At 70.9% G+C, this 22,896-nt stretch carries 20 protein-coding genes; 16 read left to right on the top strand and 4 right to left on the bottom strand.

The genetic code is table 11. The features are described from left to right. Nucleotides 1-63: 63 nt before the first annotated feature. From ACFY04_RS14795 to ACFY04_RS14780, 4 genes are read left to right on the top strand one after another with little or no spacing between them, the layout of a single operon-like run. Complete coding sequence (locus tag ACFY04_RS14795) at nt 64-2,493, top strand: RelA/SpoT family protein (protein ID WP_389116778.1); 2,430 nt, start codon at nt 64-66, stop codon at nt 2,491-2,493. Between the two features lie 25 nt (nt 2,494-2,518). Continuing rightward, nucleotides 2,519-3,841, top strand: a complete 1,323-nt coding sequence (locus ACFY04_RS14790) for a serine/threonine-protein kinase (RefSeq protein WP_389116775.1) — start codon at nt 2,519-2,521, stop codon at nt 3,839-3,841. Continuing rightward, nucleotides 3,834-4,211, top strand: coding sequence for a hypothetical protein (locus ACFY04_RS14785; protein WP_389116773.1), 378 nt, complete (start codon nt 3,834-3,836; stop codon nt 4,209-4,211). Before ACFY04_RS14790 ends, ACFY04_RS14785 begins: the two co-directional genes overlap by 8 nt. After that, nucleotides 4,195-5,337 carry a caspase family protein gene (locus tag ACFY04_RS14780; protein ID WP_389116771.1) on the top strand — a complete coding sequence of 381 codons (1,143 nt, stop codon included), beginning with the start codon at nt 4,195-4,197 and terminating at the stop codon, nt 5,335-5,337. Before ACFY04_RS14785 ends, ACFY04_RS14780 begins: the two co-directional genes overlap by 17 nt. Before the next feature lie 66 nt (nt 5,338-5,403). Here ACFY04_RS14780 and ACFY04_RS14775 read toward each other — a convergent pair whose 3' ends face one another. Then, entirely contained in the window at nt 5,404-6,633 is a 1,230-nt protein-coding gene (locus ACFY04_RS14775; protein ID WP_389116770.1) for a DUF349 domain-containing protein, read from the bottom strand. A 191-nt stretch (nt 6,634-6,824) separates the two neighbouring features. Next, nucleotides 6,825-7,616: a peptidylprolyl isomerase gene (locus ACFY04_RS14770; protein ID WP_389116769.1), complete on the bottom strand. Its 792-nt coding sequence runs from the start codon at nt 7,614-7,616 to the stop codon at nt 6,825-6,827. A 153-nt stretch (nt 7,617-7,769) separates the two neighbouring features. Between ACFY04_RS14770 and ACFY04_RS14765 the strand changes: the two genes are divergently transcribed. From ACFY04_RS14765 to ACFY04_RS14745, 5 genes are all read left to right on the top strand, one after another. Beyond that, on the top strand, nt 7,770-8,480 hold the full coding sequence (locus ACFY04_RS14765; protein ID WP_389116767.1) for an MBL fold metallo-hydrolase: 711 nt from the start codon (nt 7,770-7,772) through the stop codon (nt 8,478-8,480). Between the two features lie 10 nt (nt 8,481-8,490). After that, a complete protein-coding gene (hisS, locus tag ACFY04_RS14760; protein WP_389116765.1) occupies nt 8,491-9,750 on the top strand; it encodes a histidine--tRNA ligase in 1,260 nt (419 codons plus the stop codon). 120 nt (nt 9,751-9,870) lie between these two features. Further along, complete coding sequence (locus ACFY04_RS14755; RefSeq protein ID WP_389116763.1) at nt 9,871-10,488, top strand: vitamin K epoxide reductase family protein; 618 nt, start codon at nt 9,871-9,873, stop codon at nt 10,486-10,488. 41 nt (nt 10,489-10,529) lie between these two features. Beyond that, the gene (locus ACFY04_RS14750; protein ID WP_389116762.1) at nt 10,530-11,888 is read left to right on the top strand and encodes a replication-associated recombination protein A; all 1,359 of its coding nucleotides are present in this window, start codon (nt 10,530-10,532) and stop codon (nt 11,886-11,888) included. Between the two features lie 35 nt (nt 11,889-11,923). Further along, nucleotides 11,924-12,091 carry a hypothetical protein gene (locus tag ACFY04_RS14745; RefSeq protein ID WP_389116761.1) on the top strand — a complete coding sequence of 56 codons (168 nt, stop codon included), beginning with the start codon at nt 11,924-11,926 and terminating at the stop codon, nt 12,089-12,091. 108 nt (nt 12,092-12,199) lie between these two features. On the opposite strand, the gene ACFY04_RS14740 is transcribed toward ACFY04_RS14745, so the two are convergent. After that, nucleotides 12,200-12,922 (bottom strand): DUF2470 domain-containing protein, encoded by a 723-nt coding sequence (locus ACFY04_RS14740; protein WP_389116984.1) that lies wholly within the window; start codon nt 12,920-12,922, stop codon nt 12,200-12,202. Between the two features lie 241 nt (nt 12,923-13,163). On the opposite strand from ACFY04_RS14740, the gene rpsD reads away from it, so the two are divergent. Then, nucleotides 13,164-13,775 (top strand): 30S ribosomal protein S4, encoded by a 612-nt coding sequence (rpsD, locus tag ACFY04_RS14735; protein ID WP_008740451.1) that lies wholly within the window; start codon nt 13,164-13,166, stop codon nt 13,773-13,775. Nucleotides 13,776-13,853: 78 nt separating this feature from the next. Here rpsD and ACFY04_RS14730 read toward each other — a convergent pair whose 3' ends face one another. Then, the gene (locus ACFY04_RS14730; RefSeq protein ID WP_389116760.1) at nt 13,854-16,037 is read right to left on the bottom strand and encodes an ATP-binding protein; all 2,184 of its coding nucleotides are present in this window, start codon (nt 16,035-16,037) and stop codon (nt 13,854-13,856) included. Nucleotides 16,038-16,184: 147 nt separating this feature from the next. On the opposite strand from ACFY04_RS14730, the gene ACFY04_RS14725 reads away from it, so the two are divergent. The 6 genes from ACFY04_RS14725 (at nt 16,185) to ACFY04_RS14700 (ending at nt 22,873) form a co-directional block, all read left to right on the top strand. Beyond that, the gene (locus ACFY04_RS14725) at nt 16,185-16,628 is read left to right on the top strand and encodes a DUF948 domain-containing protein (RefSeq protein WP_301372368.1); all 444 of its coding nucleotides are present in this window, start codon (nt 16,185-16,187) and stop codon (nt 16,626-16,628) included. Between the two features lie 8 nt (nt 16,629-16,636). Then, complete coding sequence (locus ACFY04_RS14720) at nt 16,637-16,981, top strand: DUF6167 family protein (protein WP_389116758.1); 345 nt, start codon at nt 16,637-16,639, stop codon at nt 16,979-16,981. After that, nucleotides 16,981-19,650, top strand: a complete 2,670-nt coding sequence (alaS, locus tag ACFY04_RS14715; RefSeq protein ID WP_389116756.1) for an alanine--tRNA ligase — start codon at nt 16,981-16,983, stop codon at nt 19,648-19,650. Before ACFY04_RS14720 ends, alaS begins: the two co-directional genes overlap by 1 nt. Before the next feature lie 2 nt (nt 19,651-19,652). Continuing rightward, a complete protein-coding gene (gene ruvX, locus ACFY04_RS14710) occupies nt 19,653-20,123 on the top strand; it encodes a Holliday junction resolvase RuvX (RefSeq protein ID WP_030009552.1) in 471 nt (156 codons plus the stop codon). Nucleotides 20,124-20,251: 128 nt separating this feature from the next. After that, nucleotides 20,252-22,042 (top strand): endolytic transglycosylase MltG, encoded by a 1,791-nt coding sequence (gene mltG, locus ACFY04_RS14705; RefSeq protein ID WP_389116754.1) that lies wholly within the window; start codon nt 20,252-20,254, stop codon nt 22,040-22,042. Between the two features lie 6 nt (nt 22,043-22,048). After that, nucleotides 22,049-22,873, top strand: coding sequence for a shikimate dehydrogenase (locus ACFY04_RS14700; protein ID WP_389116752.1), 825 nt, complete (start codon nt 22,049-22,051; stop codon nt 22,871-22,873). The last annotated feature ends 23 nt before the right edge of the window (nt 22,874-22,896 follow it).

The following is a 22,896-nucleotide window of genomic DNA, read 5'->3' as shown; positions in this document are numbered from 1 at the left end:
CAAGGCTCGCTACCATGGGTTGTCCGGACCGGACACGGGCACCGGATCCGCTGAGGAGCGCTCTTGCCAGACGAGGTCCAGCCAATCTCCGCCGCGCAGCCCGACCCGCAGGCCGAGCAGACCACGGCGGCCCCCGCCACGCCCCCGCCGGCCCCGCCGGTGCCGCCGGTCAAGCCCGCGCCGGCGAAGTCCGCCGGGTCCTCCAACCGGGTGCGTGCCCGTCTCGCCCGGCTCGGCGTGCAGCGCTCGAACCCGTACAACCCGGTTCTGGAGCCGCTGCTCCGTATAGTCCGCAGCAACGACCCGAAGATCGAGACGGCGACGCTGCGCCAGCTGGAGCAGGCCTACCAGGTGGCCGAGCGCTGGCACCGCGGCCAGAAGCGCAAGAGCGGCGACCCGTACATCACCCACCCGCTCGCGGTGACCACCATCCTCGCCGAGCTCGGCATGGACCCCGCCACCCTCATGGCCGGCCTGCTGCACGACACCGTCGAGGACACCGAGTACGGCCTGGAAGACCTGCGCCGTGACTTCGGCGACGCCGTGGCCCTGCTCGTCGACGGCGTCACCAAGCTGGACCGGGTGAAGTTCGGCGAGGCCGCCCAGGCGGAGACCGTCCGCAAGATGGTCGTGGCGATGGCCAAGGACCCGCGCGTCCTGGTCATCAAGCTCGCCGACCGGCTGCACAACATGCGCACCATGCGCTACCTCAAGCGGGAGAAGCAGGAGAAGAAGGCCCGCGAGACCCTTGAGATCTACGCCCCGCTGGCCCACCGGCTGGGCATGAACACGATCAAGTGGGAGCTCGAAGACCTCTCCTTCGCGATCCTCTACCCGAAGATGTACGACGAGATCGTGCGCCTGGTCGCCGAGCGCGCGCCCAAGCGTGACGAGTACCTCGCCGTCGTCACCGACGAAGTGCAGGTCGACCTCAGAGCCGCCCGCATCAAGGCCACCGTGACGGGCCGCCCGAAGCACTACTACAGCGTCTACCAGAAGATGATCGTCCGCGGCCGTGACTTCGCGGAGATCTACGACCTGGTGGGCATTCGCGTCCTCGTCGACACCGTCCGGGACTGCTACGCGGCCCTGGGCACCGTGCACGCGCGGTGGAACCCGGTCCCCGGCCGGTTCAAGGACTACATCGCGATGCCCAAGTTCAACATGTACCAGTCGCTCCACACGACGGTCATCGGACCCAGCGGCAAGCCCGTCGAGCTGCAGATCCGCACCTTCGACATGCACCGCCGCGCCGAGTACGGCATCGCCGCGCACTGGAAGTACAAGCAGCAGACCGTCGCCGGCACCTCCAAGGTCCGCACCGACGTCCCGCAGGCCGCCAAGGGCAGCGCCGGCCAGGACACGGTCAACGACATGGCCTGGCTGCGCCAGCTGCTGGACTGGCAGAAGGAGACCGAGGACCCGGGCGAGTTCCTCGACTCGCTGCGCTTCGACCTCTCCCGCAACGAGGTCTTCGTCTTCACCCCCAAGGGCGACGTCATCGCGCTGCCCGCCGGGGCCACCCCCGTGGACTTCGCGTACGCGGTCCACACCGAGGTCGGCCACCGGACGATAGGGGCCCGGGTCAACGGCCGGCTCGTCCCGCTGGAGTCCACGCTCGACAACGGCGACCTGGTCGAGGTCTTCACCTCCAAGGCCGAGGGCGCCGGCCCGTCCCGCGACTGGCTCGGCTTCGTCAAGTCCCCGCGGGCCCGCAACAAGATCCGCGCCTGGTTCTCCAAGGAGCGCCGCGACGAGGCCATCGAGCACGGCAAGGACGCCATCGCCCGGGCCATGCGCAAGCAGAACCTGCCGATCCAGCGCATCCTGACCGGCGACTCGCTCGTCACCCTCGCGCACGAGATGCGCTACCCCGACATCTCCTCCCTGTACGCGGCGATCGGCGAGGGCCACGTGGCCGCGCAGGGCGTCGTACAGAAGCTGGTGGCGGCCCTCGGCGGCGAGGAGGCGGCCAACGAGGACATCGAGGAATCGATCCCGCCGGCGCGCGGCCGCAAGCGGCGCACCAACGCCGACCCGGGTGTCGTCGTCAAGGGCGTCGACGACGTGTGGGTCAAGCTGGCCCGCTGCTGCACCCCGGTGCCGGGCGACCCGATCATCGGCTTCGTCACGCGCGGCAGTGGCGTATCGGTTCACCGCGCGGACTGCGTCAACGTCGACTCGCTCTCCCAGCAGCCCGAGCGGATGCTGGAGGTCGAGTGGGCGCCCACCCAGTCCTCGGTCTTCCTGGTCGCCATCCAGGTCGAGGCGCTGGACCGGTCCCGGCTGCTGTCGGACGTCACCCGGGTCCTGTCGGACCAGCACGTCAACATCCTCTCGGCGGCCGTCCAGACCTCCCGCGACCGGGTGGCCACCTCCCGGTTCACCTTCGAGATGGGCGACCCCAAGCACCTGGGGCACGTCCTGAAGGCCGTCCGGGGCGTCGAGGGCGTCTACGACGTCTACCGCGTGACCTCGGCCCGCAGGCCGTAGGATGATCCGCCGAGGGGGCGGAGACATGGGTGAAGGCGAGTTAGTCGAGAAGCGCTACCGGCTGCTGCGGCCACTGGGCCGTGGCAGCGTGGGCGTGGTCCACGAGGCCGAGGACACCAAGCTGCGGCGGCGCGTCGCACTGAAGCTCCTCACGGAGGCGGCCGCCTTCGACGCCGACAGCGATGAGCGGGTCCGCTTCCACCGCGAGGCGGAGGCGCTGACCCGCCTCCGCCACCCGGGCGTGATCACCCTGCACGAATCGGGTGAACACAAGGGGACCCCGTACCTCGTCATGCAGCTCCTCGACGGGATGAACCTGGCCCAACTGGTCGAGATCGCCGGCCCGCTGACGGCGGCCGAGACGTCCTGGATCGGGCTCGGCATGGCCGAGGCGCTCGAAGCGGTGCACGCGGCGGGCGTGCTCCACCGCGATCTGAAACCCTCCAACGTCGGGGTCACCCGGGCCGGCGACGCCGTGATCCTCGACTTCGGACTCGCCCAGCTGGTCGGCGAGGCGGTGGTCACCGCGGCCGGGGTCCGGGTGGGGACCCCGCAGTACATGGCACCCGAGATCATGCAGGGCGGCAGACCGTCCCGGTCGGGGGACCTCTACTCGTTGGGCGCCTGCCTCTACTTCCTGGCCACGGCCCAACTGCCGCTGGGGGACCGGGAGGACCTCGGCGCGGTCGTCCACCAGGCGTTGGACGCCGGCATCCCGCGCCTCCGCGGGCGCACCCCGTCCTACCCCACGGCGCTCACCGAGCTCGTCGACTCCCTCTGCGCACGCGACCCCGCCGACCGGCCGGCCTCCGCCACCGAGGTCGTGACCCGGCTCGGCGTCCTGGCCGACGGCGGACGGCAGCAGGTGGCGGACCACGTCGCGGCCCGGGTCCGGGACAAGGCGGTCCGGGCCGTCTTCGAGGAGCCCCCGGCAGCGGCCCCGGCCCCGCCCGGGGTCCTGCAGGCGGGGCAAGACGTGCCCGAGTACCTGTGGAAGGAAGACGCCCCGGCCCCGCAGCTCGTACCCGGCACCCCGATCCCCGTCACGCTCAGCAGGGGATTCCGGCTCACTGTCCTGAGCGAAGTGGACGAGGAGAAGGCCTCGTCACGGCTGCGCGAGGCCGTCAACCTCGTCCTGCGCGGCCGGATCGAAGAGGCTTCGCAGATGCTGTCGGTCCTCGCGTCCGCCTGCACCGCCTCGCTGGGCCCCGCCCACTCGACCACACTCACGGTCGAGTACTGGCAGGGAGTCTGCCTCGCCCGGGTGGGCGCACGCCACCCGGCCGTCGAGGTGTTCGCACGCGTCAACCAAGCGGTGGACCAACGAAAGGAATCGAACGGTGCTTGAGATCGCCGTACGCATAGCAGGGACCGGGGACGACGAAGCGGCCCTGCGCTCCCTGCTGGGCTGGGTACACGCGGACGAGACGCTGGCCGGAACGGTGCGGGGCAGAGGCACGACCGAAGGGCCGCCCACACCCGGCGGCATGGGCGGCGGCTTCGACCTCGTGCAGTTCGCCGTCTCCAGCGGCCTGTCCGTCAGCGCACTCGTCGTCTCCGTCCTCCAGTGGCGGGCCGCCCTGCGCCGCCCCGCCGCCGTCACCCTCCGCCGGGGCGGCGTCGAGGTCCTGCTCGACGACCGGACCGCCGCCGACCCCGAGGCCGTCAGGAAGATCGTCGAGATCCTGGAGGCCCGGGTCGATGACGGCGCTCGCTGACCCGAGCCGCTCGCGCGCCGTGCTCATCGGCACCGCCTCCTACCTGCACCTGGAACAGCTGCCGGCCGTGGAGACCAACCTCGTCGACCTGGCCACCGAGCTGTGCGACGCCACCGTGTGGGGGCTGCCCGTTCAGCACTGCACCGTCGTCGCCGACCCGCAGAGCCCCGCCGAGATGCTGGACCCGGTACACCAGGCCGCCGACGAGGCCACCGACACCCTGCTGGTCTACTACTCCGGCCACGGCATGCGGGATCCCGACTCCGACGACCTTTACCTGGGCCTCGGCGGATCCCGCGACGGCATCGGCTACTCCGCCGTCGCCTACCGGCACCTTCGCGCCGCCCTGCGCTCCGCCTGGGCCCGCCGCAAGGTCATCGTCCTCGATTGCTGCTTCAGCGGCCGTGCCGCCCTCACCCTGTCGGGCGGCACGGACAGCATCGCCCACCAGGCCGCGGTCGACGGTGCGTACGTCCTGACCGCAGCCCCCCGGGACCGGGTGGCCCTCGCCCCCGACGGCGAGCCGCACACCGCCTTCACCGCCGAACTCCTGCACATCCTGAGACAGGGCGTCCCGGGCGCCCCCGAGCTCCTGGACCTCGACACGCTCTACCGCGAGCTGACGTCACGCCTCCGCGCCAAGAACCGGCCCCTGCCCCAGCGGTCCCAGGAGAACGGCGTCGGCGCGCTCCAGCTGGCCCGCAACAAGGCCCGGGCCGGCGCCCACGCTCCGGCCGGTCCGGTGCTCGACGCCGATGTCCGGACGGCCGCCGTGGCGACCGGGCTCAACGTCGCCCGGATGCTCCGCCGCGAGGGCAACACCAGGGACGCACTGCCCGTGCTCCGCTTCGCCCTCCAAGAACAGCCGCCCGACGGGCAGGGCGCCGCCCTCTTCGCCGTCCAGCTGGAACTGTCGGAGATGCTCACCGAGACCGGTCAGCTCTCCGAGGCCACCGCGGTCCTCGAGTCCGCGTTCCAGCAGCTCCGCAAGGCGTACGGCCCGGAGGCCGTCCTCGTCTGCCGGCGCCTCGCCGGCCTGCTCCAGGAATCCGGGAACCACATCCAGGCCTGCGAGGTGCTGGGGCGGGCCCTTGACATCAGCGAGGGCGAAACCCGCAGCCGGTGACCCACGCGGCGGGGCCCGGCGGTGAAGGATCACCACCGGGCCCCGGCACGTCGGTGCGGCGTCGGCTCAGCCGCCGAACTCCTCCAGGCCCTTCAGCGCCTGGTCCAGCAGGGCCTGGCGGCCCTCCAGCTCGCGCGAGAGCTTGTCGGCCTTGGCGTTGTTGCCCGCCGCGCGCGCCGCGTCGATCTGCTCACGCAGCTTGTCGACGGCCGCCTGCAGCTGACCCGTCAGACCGGCCGCACGGGCCCGCGCCTCCGGGTTCGTACGGCGCCACTCGCCCTCCTCGGACTCCTGGATCGCCCGCTCGACCGCGTGCATACGGCCCTCGACCTTCGGCCGGGCGTCCCGCGGCACGTGGCCGATGGCTTCCCAGCGCTCGTTGAGCGAGCGGAACGCGGCACGGGCCGCCTTCAGGTCCGTGATCGGGACGAGCTTCTCGGCCTCGTCGGCCAGCTCCTCCTTGAGCTTCAGGTTCTCGATCTGCTCGGCGTCACGCTCCGCGAAGACCTCGCTGCGGGCCGCGAAGAACACGTCCTGCGCACCGCGGAAACGGTTCCACAGGTCATCCTCGGACTCGCGCTGCGCCCGGCCCGCCGCCTTCCAGTCGGCCATCAGCTCGCGGTAGCGGGCAGCCGTCGGACCCCAGTCGGTCGAATTCGACAGCGACTCGGCCTCCGCGACCAGCCTCTCCTTGACCTTGCGGGCATCCTCGCGCTGCGCGTCCAGCGAGGCGAAGTGCGCCTTGCGGCGCTTGGAGAAGGCGGAACGCGCGTGGGAGAACCGGTGCCACAGCTCGTCGTCCGACTTGCGGTCCAGACGCGGCAGCCCCTTCCAGATGTCCACCAGGGCGCGCAGCCGTTCACCGGCACTGCGCCACTGGTCGCTCTGGGCCAGCTGCTCGGCCTCGACGACCAGCGCGTCCTTGGCCGCACGGGCCTCGTCCGTCTGCTTGGCCTTCGCCACCTTGCGCTCCTCGCGCCGGGACTCCACGGTCGTGACCAGCTTGTCCAGCCGCACGCGCAGGGCGTCCAGGTCACCCACGGCATGGTGCTCGTCGACCTGCGTACGCAGGTGGTCGATCGCCGTCTGGGCGTCCTTGGCGGACAGATCAGTGGTCCGCACCCGCTTTTCGAGGAGGCCGATCTCGACCACCAGGCCCTCGTACTTGCGCTCGAAATAGGCCAGGGCCTCCTCAGGGGTGCCGGCCTGCCACGATCCGACGACCTGCTCGCCATCGGAAGTACGCACGTACACGGTGCCCGTCTCGTCGACTCGGCCCCACGGGTCGCTGCTCACAGCGCCTCCTCCACCTGATGCCTTGCGAGGGGTTCACCCCCTGGGCATCGTCCACAGTTTCCTGGGGCGGGCAGCGCCCGCCCTGCACAACGCCAACATAGGCGACCGCCGGGCCGGCTGTCCGCATCCCGCACGACGGAATATCGGCGTACGGGCGGCGGGCCGGCCGGGCCCGGGGTCGGCGCATCACGTCAGTTCTGCGTGACCGTGCCCTTCTCGATCTTCACCTCGGTCTTGGGCGCGCCGTCCTGGCCGCCGTCGACCGTACCGGCCTTCGCGATCTCCTCGAGGGCCTTCAGGCCGGCCGCGTCGATCTTGCCGAACGGCGTGTACGACGGCGCCAGCGGGCTGTCCTTGTAGACCAGGAAGAACTGGCTGCCGCCCGAGCCGGGCTGACCCGTGTTGGCCATCGCCACCGTGCCGGCCGGGTAGACGACCTGGCCCTGCTCGTTGGCCTTGCCCAGCGAGTCCAGGTTCTCGTCCGGGATGTTGTAGCCCGGGCCGCCGAGGCCAGTGCCCTCGGGGTCGCCGCACTGGAGCACGAAGATCCCGCCGGCCGTCAGCCGGTGGCACTTGGTGTTGTCGAAGTAGCCCTTGTCGGCGAGCGACTTGAAGGAGTTCACGGTCTGCGGGGTCTTCGCCGCGTCCATCGTGAAGTTGATGTCACCCGCGCTGGTCTTCAGCGCGAAGGTGTACTTCGCCTTCTGGTCGATCGCCATCTCCGGCGAGGGGGACTGCTTGGGCGCGGGCTCGCTCGCCGAAGCCGACGGGCTCGCGGACGGGTCCGCGGCCTGGTCCTTCTTGTCCTTGTCGAAGACACCGCCCACGATCAGACCCACCAGCGTCGCGATCACCACGGCCACGGCCGCACCGATCACGGCCGCACGCTGCCGCGACTTCTTCCGGGCCTCGTCCCGGCGCTTCTGCTGGCGCTCGTACTTCTCCTTGGCGAGCTGTCGCCGACGCTGATCGCTCGTGACCACCGGGTCGTCTCCTTGTACGTGTCTGGTACTGCTGTCCGGGCTGGGATAGGCCGTACCGTATATGGGTTCGCTGTGTAATGAGCGGCGCCGGTAGGCTCTGAGCAGCAGGATTCCTGTCTGCAGCCTCCCGCCGGACGACGATTGAGGACGAACGTGCTGATTGCCGGGTTCCCCGCAGGCGCTTGGGGCACCAACTGCTACGTGGTCGCCCCCGCCGCCGGTGAGGAGTGCGTCATCATCGACCCGGGTCATCAGGCCGCCCAGGGTGTCGAGGAGACGCTGAAGAAGCATCGGCTCAAGCCCGTCGCGGTCGTGCTGACCCATGGCCACATCGATCATGTGGCCTCGGTGGTCCCGGTGTGCGGAGCACACGACGTACCGGCCTGGATCCACCCCGAGGACCGCTACATGATGAGCGACCCGGAGAAGGCCCTCGGCCGCTCCATCGGGATGCCCCTCATGGGCGAGCTGACCGTGGGGGAGCCGGACGACGTCCGCGAGCTGGCCGACGGCGCCACCCTGAAATTGGCCGGAATGGAATTCTCCGTGGCGCACGCGCCGGGGCATACCAAGGGGTCGGTGACCTTCCGGATGCCCGAGCTGGCCGACATCCCGCCGGTCTTCTTCTCGGGCGACCTGCTCTTCGCCGGCTCCATCGGACGCACCGACCTGCCCGGCGGCTCCCACGCCGAGATGCTCGCATCGCTGGGCCGCGTGTGCCTGCCGCTCGACGACTCGACCGTGGTGCTGTCCGGCCACGGTCCCCAGACCACCATCGGCCGCGAGCGCGCGACCAACCCGTACCTTCGGGAAGTCGCCGCCGGGCTCGGAGACGGCACCGCCGCTCCACGACGAGGAATGTGACGAAAGCTTCGTGGCTACTTTCCAGGCCCCCAAGGGCACGTACGACCTGATCCCGCCGGTATCCGTGAAGTACCTGGCGGTGCGCGAGGCCATCGCGGCGCCCCTGCGTAACTCCGGCTACGGCTACATCGAGACCCCCGGCTTCGAGGACGTGGGCCTCTTCGCACGCGGCGTCGGCGAGTCCACCGACATCGTCTCCAAGGAGATGTACGCCTTCGAGACCAAGGGCGGTGACCAGCTCGCCCTGCGCCCCGAGGGCACTGCCTCCGTGCTGCGCGCGGCGCTGGAGGCCAGCCTGCACAAGAAGGGCAACCTGCCGGTCAAGCTCTGGTACTCGGGCTCCTACTACCGCTACGAGAAGCCGCAGGCGGGCCGCTACCGCCACTTCTCGCAGGTCGGCGCCGAGGCGATCGGCGCCGAGGACCCGGCCCTGGACGCCGAGCTGATCATCCTGGCCGACCAGGCGTACCGCTCGCTGGGCCTGCGCAACTTCCGGATCCTGCTGAACTCGCTGGGCGACAAGGAGTGCCGTCCGGTGTACCGGGAGGCGCTGCAGTCCTTCCTGGGCGGTCTCGACCTCGACGAGGAGACCGTGCGCCGAGCCGAGATCAACCCGCTGCGCGTCCTCGACGACAAGCGGGCCGAGGTGCAGAAGCAGCTCGTCGGCGCCCCGGTGCTGCGGGACTACCTGTGCGACGCGTGCAAGGCGTACCACGAGCAGGTCCGGTCCCTGGTGACGGCCGCCGGTGTCGCCTTCGAGGACGACGAGAAGCTGGTGCGCGGGCTGGACTACTACACCCGCACCACCTTCGAGTTCGTCCACGGCGGCCTCGGCTCGCAGTCCGCGGTGGGCGGCGGCGGCCGCTACGACGGCCTGTCCGAGATGATCGGCGGACCGGCCCTGCCGTCGGTGGGCTGGGCCCTCGGCGTGGACCGCACGGTCCTGGCCCTGGAGGCCGAGGGCGTCGAGCTCGACATCCCGGCGTCGACCTCGGTGTTCGCGGTGGCGCTGGGCGAGGCCAAGGCGACCGTGTTCGGCCTCGTGACGCAGCTGCGCAAGGCGGGTGTCGCGGCCGACATGTCCTATGGCGGCAAGGGCCTCAAGGGCGCCATGAAGGACGCGAACCGCAGCGGTGCCCGCTTCGCGGTCGTGGTGGGCGAGCGGGACCTCGCCGAGGGCGTCGTCCAGCTGAAGGACATGGAGTCCGGCGAGCAGACGGCCGTGCCCGTCGACGGGCTGGTCGACACGGTCCGGGCCCGCCTCGCCTGACGGCGGCGGTACGGAGCACACAGGACGGGGCCGGGGATCTTTCCCCGGCCCCGTCCGTTCACAGGCTCGTACGGCACAATGGCCCGTGCTTGATCACCTGGCAGATGTGGAGCGGGCGGTATGACGACACGAAGCGCGGACGCGGACACCGCCCGGGGCAGGACCGTCGGGGGAAGCCGGGCCCTGGCCCTGCTGCTGGTGATCACCGGAGCGGCGGGCCTGCTCGCCGCGTGGGTGATCACGATCGACAAGTTCAAGCTGCTGGAGGACCCGACCTTCAAGCCCGCCTGCAGCCTCAACCCGATCGTCTCCTGCGGCAACATCATGACGAGCGACCAGGCCTCGGCGTTCGGCTTCCCGAACCCCATGCTCGGACTCGTCGCCTACGGGATCGTGATCTGCGTCGGCATGAGCATGCTGGCCGGGGCCTCGTTCCGCGGCTGGTACTGGCTGACCTTCAACGCCGGCACCCTCTTCGGCGTCGCCTTCTGCACCTGGCTCATGTACCAGTCGCTGTACAACATCAACTCGCTCTGCCTGTGGTGCTGCCTGGCCTGGGTCGCCACGATCTTCATGTTCTGGTACGTCACCGCGCACAACGTCCGCGAGGGGCTGCTGCCCGCCCCGGGCTGGCTCAAGTCCTTCCTCGACGAGTTCACCTGGGTCCTGCCCGTCCTGCACGTCGGGATCATCGGGATGCTGATCCTGACCCGCTGGTGGGACTTCTGGACCTCCTGAGCGCGGGCGGCCCTGTCGGTGGGCTCGCATAGGCTTCCTGTGTGGAACCAGACCTGTTCACCGCCGCTGCCGAAGACCGCCGGGAGAAGGACCCCGCGAGCTCCCCGCTCGCCGTCCGGATGCGCCCGCGCACCCTGGACGAGGTCGTCGGCCAGCAGCACCTGCTGAAGCCCGGATCACCGCTGCGGCGGCTGGTCGGGGAAGGGGCCGGCGGCCCGGCCGGTGCCTCGTCGGTGATCCTCTGGGGCCCGCCCGGCATCGGGAAGACGACACTGGCGTACGTGGTCAGCCAGGCCACGCAGAAGCGTTTCGTGGAGCTCTCCGCCATCACCGCGGGCGTCAAAGAGGTACGGGCCGTCATCGAGGGCGCCAAGCGCGCGGCCGGCGGCTACGGCAAGGAGACCGTCCTCTTCCTCGACGAGATCCACCGCTTCAGCAAGGCGCAGCAGGACTCGCTGCTCCCCGCCGTCGAGAACCGCTGGGTGACGCTGATCGCGGCCACCACCGAGAACCCGTACTTCTCGATCATCTCCCCGCTGCTGTCGCGCTCGCTGCTGCTGACGCTGGAACCGCTGACCGACGAGGACCTGAGCGCCCTGATGCGGCGCGCGCTCACCGAGGAACGGGGCCTGGGCGGGGCCGTCACCCTCCCGGCGGACGCGGAGGCACACCTGCTGCGGATCGCGGGCGGCGACGCCCGGCGGGCGCTGACGGCGCTGGAGGCGGGAGCCGGGTCGGCCATCGCCAAGGGCGAGGACGAGATCACCCTCCGGACGCTGGAGGAGGCGGTCGACCGGGCGGCGGTCCGGTACGACAAGGACGGCGACCAGCACTACGACGTGGCGAGCGCGCTGATCAAGTCGATCCGCGGCTCGGACGTCGACGCCGCGCTGCACTACCTGGCCCGGATGATCGAGGCCGGTGAGGACCCCCGGTTCATCGCGCGCCGCCTGATGATCTCCGCGAGCGAGGACATCGGCCTGGCGGACCCGACGGCCCTGCCGATCGCGGTGGCCGCGGCCCAGGCGGTGGCGATGATCGGCTTCCCCGAAGCGGCGCTGACCCTCTCGCACGCCACGATCGCGCTGGCCCTGGCCCCGAAGTCGAACACCGCCACGACCGCGATCGGCGCGGCGCTGGCCGACGTACGGGCGGGCCTTGCGGGATCGGTCCCGCCGCACCTGAGGGACGGGCACTACAAGGGCGCGGCGAAGCTGGGGCACGCGCAGGGGTACGTCTACCCGCACGACGTGCCGGGCGCGATCGCGGCGCAGCAGTACGCGCCGGACGAGATCCAGGGCAAGCGGTACTACGAGCCGACGCGGTACGGCGCCGAAGCCCGCTACGCGGACGTGGTGGAGAAGGTCCGCGAGCGACTCCGGGGCGCCGACCGCGGCTGAGGCGTCCGGGGCGGGACAGCCCTTAGGCTGCCCGGGTGACCACGCACCTCCCCACCTGCGCATGCTGCGGCGACGCGCTCGCCGACGAGCGCCGCATCGACTTCGGCTTCAACCTGCCCGACGCCGCCCTCGGGCTGCCCGAGGAGGCCGTCCACCGGCTCGGCGTGCGCGCCCTGCTCCGGGTGGACGGGGCCGCGCGCTGATCCACCGGGGACCACGCATCAAGGCCGAGTACGGGCTGTCCGTGACGGTGCCGGAGAAGATCGCCCTCCAGAACATGCCGGCCACCTGCACTCCGTGACCCCCGCGGCCTAGTACGAGGCCGCCGAGAACAGGGAGTGCATCGCCCGGCGCAGGCCGCAGATGTCCGCGACCGGCTCCGGGAAGTCGAAGCGGGCGTCGAAGGAGCCGGCCGGGCCGCCGGTGAAGCGGACGCGCAGGCCCAGGCGGTCCAGGGAGAGCGGTACGGCGCTCATCCCGCGGGCCTCGCGCGCGCCGAGCAGGCCGCCCAGCTCGCCGAGCCGGTCGCCGTGGGCGGAGTGCAGGTGCTGCAGCAGCTCCGACTCGTGCGCGACCATCGGGTCCGGCTCCGCCGCGGCCAGGTCGTCCGGGTCCACGTGCTCGGCGCCCCACAGGTCGTCCACCGAGATCTCGCCGACCTCCAGGCGCAGCATCATCCAGGCCGGGCGCCCGGTGTGGGGGGCGTCGAGGGACTCCCTCATGCCCAGCAGCTCGCCCACCGGCTGCCGCTCCGCGAGCAGCGCCGCGCAGGACGCGCGGTCGTCCCCGCGCACCGGCGTCAGCCACCCCGCCAGCCAGGCGCGGCCTCGGATACGATGTGGGACGGACACCGGCGCCACATCCGTGATCTCGATCACGGCGGTGAGGTCGTCGTCCTGGGCGTGAGCGGCTGCCCTGGCAGCCGTGGATTCCCCGGAAACAAGGAGAATCACGTCCCCGTCCGGGGTGACGGTCCGTGCGACCGGCAGCCCTGTCCCGAACTCCTCGGTCTCGTGACTGTCACGAGCACCGATCAGCGTGAGGGATACTGAGGCGTTGGACTCTACGAGGGTTCGTACGCGTTCGGCTCCGGTGAGCTGCCGAACGCCTTCCCTGGGACGCGGCTGACCTTGCTTATCGTCGGCGCAAGCGGATTCTGTTTCGTCTGAATCCGAACTGCGCTGCGCACTGGGCAGGGGGATCCCATGTGGTCGAGACATTACGTCCTCCTCGCTAAGGTAAGCCTCACCTAACTTACATGGAGGTAGGTTCCCCGTGAACCAGAAGCGACCCAAGGTCAAGAAGTCGCGTGCCCTCGGCATTGCGCTGACCCCGAAGGCCGTCAAGTACTTCGAGGCCCGCCCCTACCCGCCGGGCGAGCACGGCCGTGGCCGCAAGCAGAACTCGGACTACAAGGTTCGTCTGCTGGAGAAGCAGCGTCTGCGCGCTCAGTACGACATCTCTGAGCGTCAGATGGCCCGCGCGTACGACCGCGCCAAGAAGGCCGAAGGCAAGACGGGCGAGGCGCTTGTCGTCGAGCTCGAGCGTCGCCTCGACGCCCTGGTTCTGCGTTCGGGCATCGCCCGCACCATCTACCAGGCCCGCCAGATGGTCGTTCACGGCCACATCGAGGTCAACGGTGACAAGGTCGACAAGCCGTCGTTCCGTGTCCGTCCGGACGACGTCATCACCGTGCGCGAGCGCAGCCGCGAGAAGGTTCCGTTCCAGGTTGCCCGTGAGGGTGGCTACGCAGGCGAGGGCGAGACCCCGCGCTACCTGCAGGTCAACCTGAAGGCCCTGGCCTTCCGCCTGGACCGCGACCCGAACCGCAAGGAAATCCCGGTCATCTGCGACGAGCAGCTCGTCGTCGAGTACTACGCCCGCTGATGCAGGCCTAGTCTCACCGACTGGTCAGCCCGCCGTCCCCTCCGGGGGGCGGCGGGTTTTCCGTTTCCCGGACCGGCCTCAGGGCTGTGGCTGCTCCGCCGCCGCGCCCGTCGACACCCGGGAGCCGCGAGGCCCGCCGCCGCCCCGCCCCGCCTGCCGGGGCACCCCGCCGCCGCGCTCCCGCGGGTCGCTCAGCGCCCGCCCGACCAGCGCTTCACGGCTCAGCTCCCGCCCCTCGGCCTCGTACGCCGCGTAGCGCTCGGCGCCCAGCAGCTCGCCCGCCTGCTCCCGGCACATCAGCCGCGGGGCGTTGAAGTACCCCGAGCCGAACAACTGCAGCCCCACCCCGCCCCACATCGGCTCCGCCGCGCCCTGGAGCACCGCCGCCTCGGCCGCGTCCCCCTCCGCGACCGTGACCAGCGCGAGCAGCTCCAGCGCGAGCACCAGCCCGACCAGATCGTGGAAGACGTGGTTGATGGCCACGCACTCGGTCAGCAGCTGCCGCGCCTCCTGCCTGCGCCCCGCGTCGAGGGCCGCGTACGCGAGGACGTACAGGGCGTACGCCTTCGTCCAGCGCTCCCCGCGCTCCTTGCATATCTCCCGGACCTCCCCGCACAGCGCGAGCGCGCCCGGCAGGTCACCGAGGAAGGCCAGCGCCATCCCCAGCTCCACCTGGCACATCAGCACGTTGCTGTTCAGCTCGCCGGCCGCCCGGTACTGCTCCAGCGCCGTGCCCAGCAGCTCCCGGGCCCGCGCCATGTCGTCCGAGACCAGCGCCAGGCAGCCCATCCGGTGCACCGCGTAGGCCGCCGCGACCGGATTCCCGCTCTGCGCCGCCCCGTCCCGGCACTCGTACAGGGCGCTCATCGAGGCCGTCGCGTCCCCCTGCAGGGCCGCGACGTAGCCCAGCACCCACAGGGCCTTCAGCCGCGAGCTCTCGTACTCCGCCGCCTGGTCCACCGGTTCCAGGGTCCGGTCCAGCCAGTGCCGCCCCTCGGTCAGGCGCCCGCAGCCCGCCCAGTAGAACCACAGCGTCCCCGCCAGGTACTGGCCCAGATGCGCCTCGTCCGGCTCGTCCAGGCAGCACTCCAGGGCGAGCCGGATGTTCGGCAGCTCCGCCTCCACCAGCGCGGCCACCTCCTGCTGGCGCGGGCTGAACCAGTCCAGCTCGCACCACGTCGCCAGCCCCACGTACCAGTCCCGGTGGCGCCGCCGCAGACGTCCGGCGTCGCCCAGCGACTCCAGCCACCCCGCCCCGTACACCCGTACGGTCTCCAGCATGCGGAAACGCACCCCGGCGGGCGTCTCCTCCCGGACCAGCAGGGACTGGGCCAAGAGCTCCCCGACCAGGTCCAGCACGTCCTCCACCGGCAGATCCGGACCCGCGCACACGTATTCGACCGCGTCGAGGTCGAACTGCCCCGCGAACACCGACAGCCGCGCCCACAGCAGCCGCTCCGCGGGCGTGCACAGCTCGTGGCTCCAGCCGATCGCCGTCCGCAGCGCCCGGTGCCGGGCGAGCCCGCCGCGCGCACCGCCCGTCAGCAGCGCGAAGCGGTCCTCCAGCCGCGCCAGCACCTGCGCGGGGGACAGCGTCCGCAGCCGGCCCGCCGCCAGCTCCAGCGCCAGCGGGATCCCGTCGAGGCGGGCGCACAGCTCGGCGAGCGTCGCCCGGTTCTCCGCGGTCACCGCGAAGGCCGGGTCGGCCGCGGACGCCCGCGCCGCCAGCAGGGCCAGCGCCTCCTCGGCGGCCGGCGGGGCCAGCGGGAAGGCCAGCTCCCCGTCCAGGGCCAGCGGGCGCCGGCCGGCCGCGAGGACGCGCAGGCCGGGGCAGCGCCGCAGCAGCTCCCGTACCAGGTCCGCGCACTCGTCGACCAGCTGCTCGAAGCCGTCCAGGACCAGCAGCAGCCGACGCCCGGCCAGGTGCTCGGCCAGGACCGTCCGCGGCGGCCGGGTCGTGTGGTCGGTCAGCTCCAGCGCCTCGGCGAGGGCCAGCTCCAGCAGCGCGGGATCCCGTACGGTGGCCAGCTCGGCCAGCCAGACCCCGTCGCAGTAGCGTTCCTGCGATCCCTCGGCGGCGGCCCGGGCGGCCGCGAGCGCGAGCCGGGACTTGCCCACCCCGCCCACGCCGGTCACCGTCACGAGCCGCGAGGACTCCAGGAGCCGCCCCAGCTGGGCGAGTTCGCCACCCCGCCCGATGAACCGGCCGAGCTCCGAGGGAAGATTGCCCCCGGCGGTACTTCGAAGGGGTCTCCGTCCCATAGGACACGGAGGGTACTGGTCCGGATGCGCTGCGTTCAAGGCGGGTCCGGGCCTCCCGGATTTCCGGTACGGCCGGGGATCTCCGGCGCGATAGGGTCGGAGGGCGCATAGTCCTGCGGTTCAGGTACAGACAGAGAGCGGTGTGACGTGTCCGGTGTAGAGGTGGCCGGGATCATCGTGGCCGTCTTCTGGGCCATCCTGATCTCCTTCCTCGCCGTGGCCCTGGTGAGGCTGGCCCAGGTGCTCAGGGCGACCACCAAGCTGGTGGCCGACGTGACCGACCAGGCCGTCCCGCTGCTCGCCGACGCCTCCACCACCGTCCGCTCCGCGCGCACCCAGCTCGACCGGGTCGACGCCATCGCGAGCGACGTGCAGGAGGTCACCTCCAACGCCTCCGCGCTGTCCTCCACCGTGGCCACCGCCTTCGGCGGCCCGCTGGTGAAGGTCGCGGCCTTCGGCTACGGCGTCCGCAAGGCGCTGGGCAAGGGGGATGCCGCGACGTCGGGCGGCACGCCGGCGAAGGCATCCCGACGAACCGTGATCGTTGGACGTACGGTGCCGGCCGCCCGGCGCCGGAAGCAGAAGGGCTGAGACCGCCGATGTTCCGCCGAGCCTTCTGGTTCACCGCAGGCGCAGCCGCCGGCGTGTGGGCCACCACCAAGGTCAACCGCCAGCTGAAGAAGCTGACGCCGGAGAGTCTCGCCGCCCAGGCGGCCGACAAGGCCGTGGAGGCGGGACACCGCCTCAAGGACTTCGCCCTCGACGTCAAAGCGGGAATGACGCAGCGCGAGGACGAGCTGAACGACGCACTGGGGCTCCACCAGGACCCCGACCGGCCCGACAACGTCACGGCCCTCCCCGGGCCGCGGCGGCTGCGGGCCATCGAGAACACCAAGACCACCCACCGACCTAAGTTTTCGTACGACCGGAATGAGGACCACTGATGGAGTCGGCTGAGATTCGCCGCCGCTGGCTGAGCTTCTTCGAGGAGCGCGGTCACGCCGTTGTCCCTTCGGCGTCGCTCATCGCGGACGACCCGACTCTGCTGCTGGTCAACGCGGGCATGGTCCCGTTCAAGCCGTACTTCCTCGGCGAGACCAAGCCCCCGGCCCCGCGGGCCACCAGCGTGCAGAAGTGCGTCCGTACGCCGGACATCGAAGAGGTCGGCAAGACCACCCGGCACGGCACGTTCTTCCAGATGTGCGGCAACTTCTCCTTCGGCGACTACTTCAAGGAAGGCGCCATCAAGTACGCCTGGGAGCTGCTCACCGGCTCCGTGGCGGACGGCGGCTACGGCCTGGAGCCGGAGAAGCTCTGGATCACCGTCTACCTCGACGACGACGAGGCCGAGACGATCTGGCGCGAGAAGATCGGCGTCCCCGCCGAGCGCATCCAGCGCCTGGGCAAGAAGGACAACTTCTGGTCCATGGGCGTCCCCGGCCCCTGCGGCCCGTGCTCGGAGATCAACTACGACCGCGGCCCGGAGTTCGGCGTCGAGGGCGGCCCGGCCGTCAACGACGAGCGCTACGTGGAGATCTGGAACCTGGTCTTCATGCAGTACGAGCGCGGCGCCGGCGACGGGAAGGAAGACTTCCCGATCCTCGGCGACCTGCCGTCGAAGAACATCGACACCGGTCTCGGCCTCGAACGCCTCGCGATGATCCTGCAGGGCGTGCAGAACATGTACGAGACCGACACCCTGCGCGTGGTCATGGACAAGGCCACCGAGCTGACCGGCGTGCAGTACGGCGCCGCCCAGGGCACGGACGTCTCGATGCGCGTGGTCGCCGACCACATCCGCACCTCCGTCATGCTCATCGGCGACGGCGTCACCCCCGGCAACGAGGGCCGCGGCTACGTGCTGCGCCGCATCATGCGCCGCGCCATCCGCAACATGCGCCTCATGGGCGCCACGGGTCCCGTCGTCCAGGACCTGGTCGACGTCGTGATCAACACGATGGGCCAGCAGTACCCGGAGCTCGTCACCGACCGCAAGCGCATCGAGACCGTCGCCCTCGCCGAAGAGGCCGCCTTCCTGAAGGCCGTCAAGGGCGGCACCAACATCCTCGACACCGCCGTGACCGAGACCAAGGCCACCGGCGGCACGGTCCTCTCCGGCGACAAGGCCTTCCTGCTCCACGACACCTGGGGCTTCCCGATCGACCTCACCCTGGAGATGGCCGCCGAGCAGGGCCTGACCGTGGACGAGCCCGGCTTCCGCCGCCTGATGCAGGAGCAGCGCGACCGGGCCAAGGCCGACGCCAAGGCCAAGAAGACCGGCCACGCGGACATGTCCGCCTACCGGGAGATCGCCGACAGCGCCGGCGGCACCGAGTTCACCGGCTACGCCACCAACCAGGGCGAGTCCACCATCGTCGGCCTCCTGGTCAACGGCGTCTCCGCGCCCGCCGCCTCCGAGGGCGACGAGGTCGAGGTCGTCCTCGACCGCACCCCCTTCTACGCCGAGGGCGGCGGCCAGCTCGCCGACCAGGGCCGGATCAAGCTCGACTCCGGCGCCGTCATCGTCATCCGCGACGTGCAGCAGCCGGTTCCGGGCGTCTCCGTGCACAAGGGCTCCGTCCAGGTCGGCGAGGTGACGGTGGGCGCCTCCGCGTACGCCGCCATCGACGTCAGCCGCCGCCGGGCCATCGCCCGCGCCCACTCGGCCACGCACCTGACCCACCAGGCGCTGCGCGACGCCCTCGGCCCGACGGCCGCCCAGGCCGGCTCCGAGAACAGCCCCGGCCGCTTCCGCTTCGACTTCGGTTCGCCGAACGCCGTTCCCGGCTCGGTCCTGACCGACGTCGAGCAGAAGATCAACGACGTGCTGTCGCGCGAGCTCGACGTCACCGCCGAGATCATGAGCATCGACGAGGCGAAGAAGCAGGGCGCCATCGCCGAGTTCGGCGAGAAGTACGGCGAGCGCGTGCGCGTCGTGACCATCGGCGACTTCTCCAAGGAGCTGTGCGGCGGCACGCACGTCGGCAACACCGCCCAGCTGGGTCTGGTGAAGCTGCTCGGCGAGTCCTCCATCGGCTCCGGCGTGCGCCGCGTCGAGGCCCTGGTGGGCGTGGACGCGTACAACTTCCTCGCCAAGGAGCACACGGTCGTCGCCCAGCTCCAGGAGCTGGTCAAGGGCCGCCCCGAGGAGCTGCCGGAGAAGATCGCCTCCATGCTCGGCAAGCTGAAGGACGCCGAGAAGGAGATCGAGAAGTTCCGCGCGGAGAAGGTCCTCCAGGCCGCCGCCCCTCTCGCCGCGAACGCCCAGGACATCCACGGTGTCGCCCTGGTCATCGGCCAGGTGGCGGACGGCATCGGCGCCGACGACCTGCGCAAGCTGGTCCTCGACGTCCGGGGCCGTATCCAGGGTGACCGCCCGGCCGTCGTGGCCCTGTTCACCGTGGCGAACGACCGCCCGCTGACCGTCATCGCCACCAACGAGGCCGCCCGCGAGCGCGGCCTCAAGGCGGGCGACCTGGTCCGTACGGCCGCCAAGACCCTCGGTGGCGGCGGTGGCGGCAAGCCGGACGTCGCCCAGGGCGGAGGCCAGAACCCGGCCGCCGTGCCGGAGGCCATCAGCGCCGTCGAGCGCCTCGTCGTCGAGACGGTCTGACGATGACGCTGCGCCGCGGCCGCCGGCTCGCCATCGACGTCGGGGACGCCCGGATCGGGGTCGCGTCCTGCGACCCCGATGGGGTGTTGGCCACACCGGTGGAAACCGTTCCGGGCCGGGACATCCCCTTTGCCCACCGGCGGCTGCGGCAGCTCGTCGAGGAGTACGAGCCCCTCGAAGTCGTGGTCGGCCTTCCCCGTTCGCTCAGCGGGCGGGAGGGTCCGGCCGCGGTCAAGGTGCGCGCCTTCGCGAACGAACTCGCCAAGGGCATCAAGCCGGTGACGGTCCGTCTGGTGGACGAGCGGATGACCACGGTCACCGCCGCCCAGGGTCTGCGGGCCTCCGGGAAGAACGCGAAGAAGGGCCGGTCGGTCATCGATCAGGCAGCCGCTGTGGTGATCCTTCAGAACGCTCTTGAGACCGAACGGGTATCAGGTAATCCTCCCGGTGAGTGCGTCGAAGTGGTTGTCTGATCGCGATACGGTAACGTTCCGCGCGATGAGACGGCATTCGAACAGCCGTCGCCCACCGTCAAAGAGGCGGAACCGGGTGCCACGGACGACGGAGTCCGTGGCCTCCGTCTCGCGGCTCTAGGGGACCGATGACTGAGTATGGCCGGGGCCGTGGCCCCGAACCCTGGCACCCCGAGGACCCCCTTTACGGGGACCAGGGGTGGACCGGGCACCAGACCCAGCAGGGCCAGGTGCCTTACGCCGGTGCCCCGCAGCAGCAGGAGTACCCACAGGAGCCGCAGTACCAGCAGCAGTACCCCCAGCATCCGCAGTACGAGCAGTACCCGGAGTACCCGCAGCAGCAGTACCAGCAGCAGTACCCGCAGGGGCAGTACCCGCAGCAGGCGCAGCAGCAGCAGCCGCCGCAGCAGCCGCAGCAGTACATGCAGGGCGGCCAGTACCCGCAGCAGCAGTACGCCGGGCAGCAGCAGGCCTATGCCCCGCAGCACCAGGCGCAGCAGCCCGTGTACGACAGCCAGGGCTGGGACACCGGCCAGGGCCAGTACCCGGCGGCGGTGCAGACCGACCCGTACGCGGGCGTGGACCCCTACACCCAGCAGCCCGTGGCGGGCTACCCGGGCGAGGCCCCCGATCTCTACAGCACGGAAGACGCCTACGAGCCGCCGCAGCCCCCGGGCCGGCGGCACCTGGAGCCGGAACCCGTCGAGGAGCCGGAGCCGGCGGAGGAGCCGGAAAGCGGCCTGCTCACCGACGGTGGAGGCCGTGACGGCGAGGACGACGGCGACGACGGTGACGGCCGCCGGGGCGGCCGCTCCAAGGGCGACAAGCCCAAGAAGCGCAGCGGCACGGCCTGCCTGGTCGCCGCGGTCGTCATCCTCGGCGTGGTCGGCGGTGGCGGCTACTACGGCTACAACTACATCAAGGCCCGGTTCGCCTCGGCCGAGGACTTCGCGGGCGAGGGCAGCGGTGAGATCGTCGAGGTCGAGATCCCCAAGGGCTCGGGCCTCCTGCAGATGGGCCTGATCCTCAAGAAGGCGGGCGTCGTCGCCAGTGGGCAGGCGTTCGTCGACGCCGCGTCCAAGCTCCCTCCGGGCAAGGCCATCCAGGCCGGTGTCTACCCGCTCAGGAAGAAGATGTCGGCCGCGTCCGCGGTCGAGGTCATGAGCGACCCCTCGAAGCTGAACGTCATCACGGTCACCGAAGGCATGCGCAACACCGCGGTGTACGCGGCGATCGACAAGAAGCTGGGCCAGCAGGAGGGCACCACCGCCGAGATCGCCAAGCGCGAGGTCAAGAACCTCGGCCTGCCGGCCTGGGCGAACAACAACCCGAAGCTGATCGACCCGCTCGAAGGCTTCCTGTACCCGGCGCGCTACGACCTCAGCAAGGACAGCACCCCCGACTCCCTGCTCAAGCAGATGGTCAAGAACGCGACCGACAAGTACGCGGAGCTGGGCATCGAGGGCAAGGCCAAGGAGCTGGGCCTGGAGAATCCGCTCCAGGTGGTCACGGTCGCCAGCCTCGTCAACGCCGAGGGCAAGAACCACGACGACTTCCGGAAGATGGCCGAGGTGGTCTACAACCGCCTCAAGAAGACCAACGACATCACGAACCAGAAGCTCCAGTTCGACTCGACGTACAACTACGTCAAGAATCAGAGCGAGATCAACTTCAACCTGAAGGAAGCCCAGGCCTTCGACCACTCCTACAACACGCACTTCGTCAGGGGACTGCCCACCGGCCCGATCAACAACCCGGGCCTGGACGCGCTGACCGCTACGCTCAACCCGGACCACGGCGGCTGGATGTTCTTCGTGTCGGTCGACGGCAAGACGACGACCTTCACCAAGACCTACGAAGAGCACACCAAGCTGGCCAACGAGTTCCAGGAACGGCAGAAGCAGAAGAACGGCGGATAGCAGGACATGTCACGCATAAGGGCCGCGGTGTTGGGTTCGCCCATCGAGCACTCCCTCTCACCGGTGCTGCACCGCGCCGCTTATCAGGAGCTCGGCCTCGACGACTGGTCGTACGACCGCTTCGAGATCGACGAGGCCGCGCTCCCGGAGTTCGTGGCAGGACTCGGCCCCGAGTGGGCCGGGCTGTCCCTGACCATGCCGCTCAAGCGGGCGATCATGCCGCTGCTGGACGGCATCAGTGACACGGCCGCCTCCGTCGAGGCGGTCAACACGGTCGTCCTCACCGAGGACGGCCGGCGCCTCGGCGACAACACCGACATCCCCGGCATCGTCGCCGCGCTCCAGGAGCGCGGCGTCGAGAAGGTGACCTCCGCCGCCGTCCTCGGCGCCGGCGCCACGGCCTCCTCGGCGCTCGCCGCGCTCTCTCGGATCTGCTCCGGCGAGGTCACGGCGTACGTCCGCTCGGCGGCCCGCGCGGACGAGATGCGGCAGTGGGGCGAGCGGCTCGGCGTGCCCGTCCGCACGGCCGACTGGTCCGAGGCGGCCGCCGCGCTGTCCGCGCCCCTGGTGATCGCCACCACCCCGGCCGGTACGACCGACGCCCTGGCGGCGTCCGTACCCGAAGGGGCGGGCACCCTCTTCGACGTCCTCTACGACCCCTGGCCGACCGCGCTGGCCGCGGCCTGGTCCCGGCAGGGCGGCCAGGTCGTCGGCGGACTCGACCTCCTCGTCCACCAGGCCGTGCTCCAGGTCGAGCTGATGACGGGCCGGACCCCGGGACCGCTCGCCGCCATGAGGGCCGCCGGAGAGCGGGCGCTCGCCGCCCGTTAGGCTTTCCACCTGCGTATTCACAG

Source organism: Streptomyces sp. NPDC001549 (assembly GCF_042894025.1).
Taxonomy (GTDB): Bacteria; Actinomycetota; Actinomycetes; order Streptomycetales; family Streptomycetaceae; genus Streptomyces; species Streptomyces kutzneri.
Note: the sequence above shows the minus strand (reverse complement) of the source record. Positions and strands in the feature narration are given on the sequence as shown.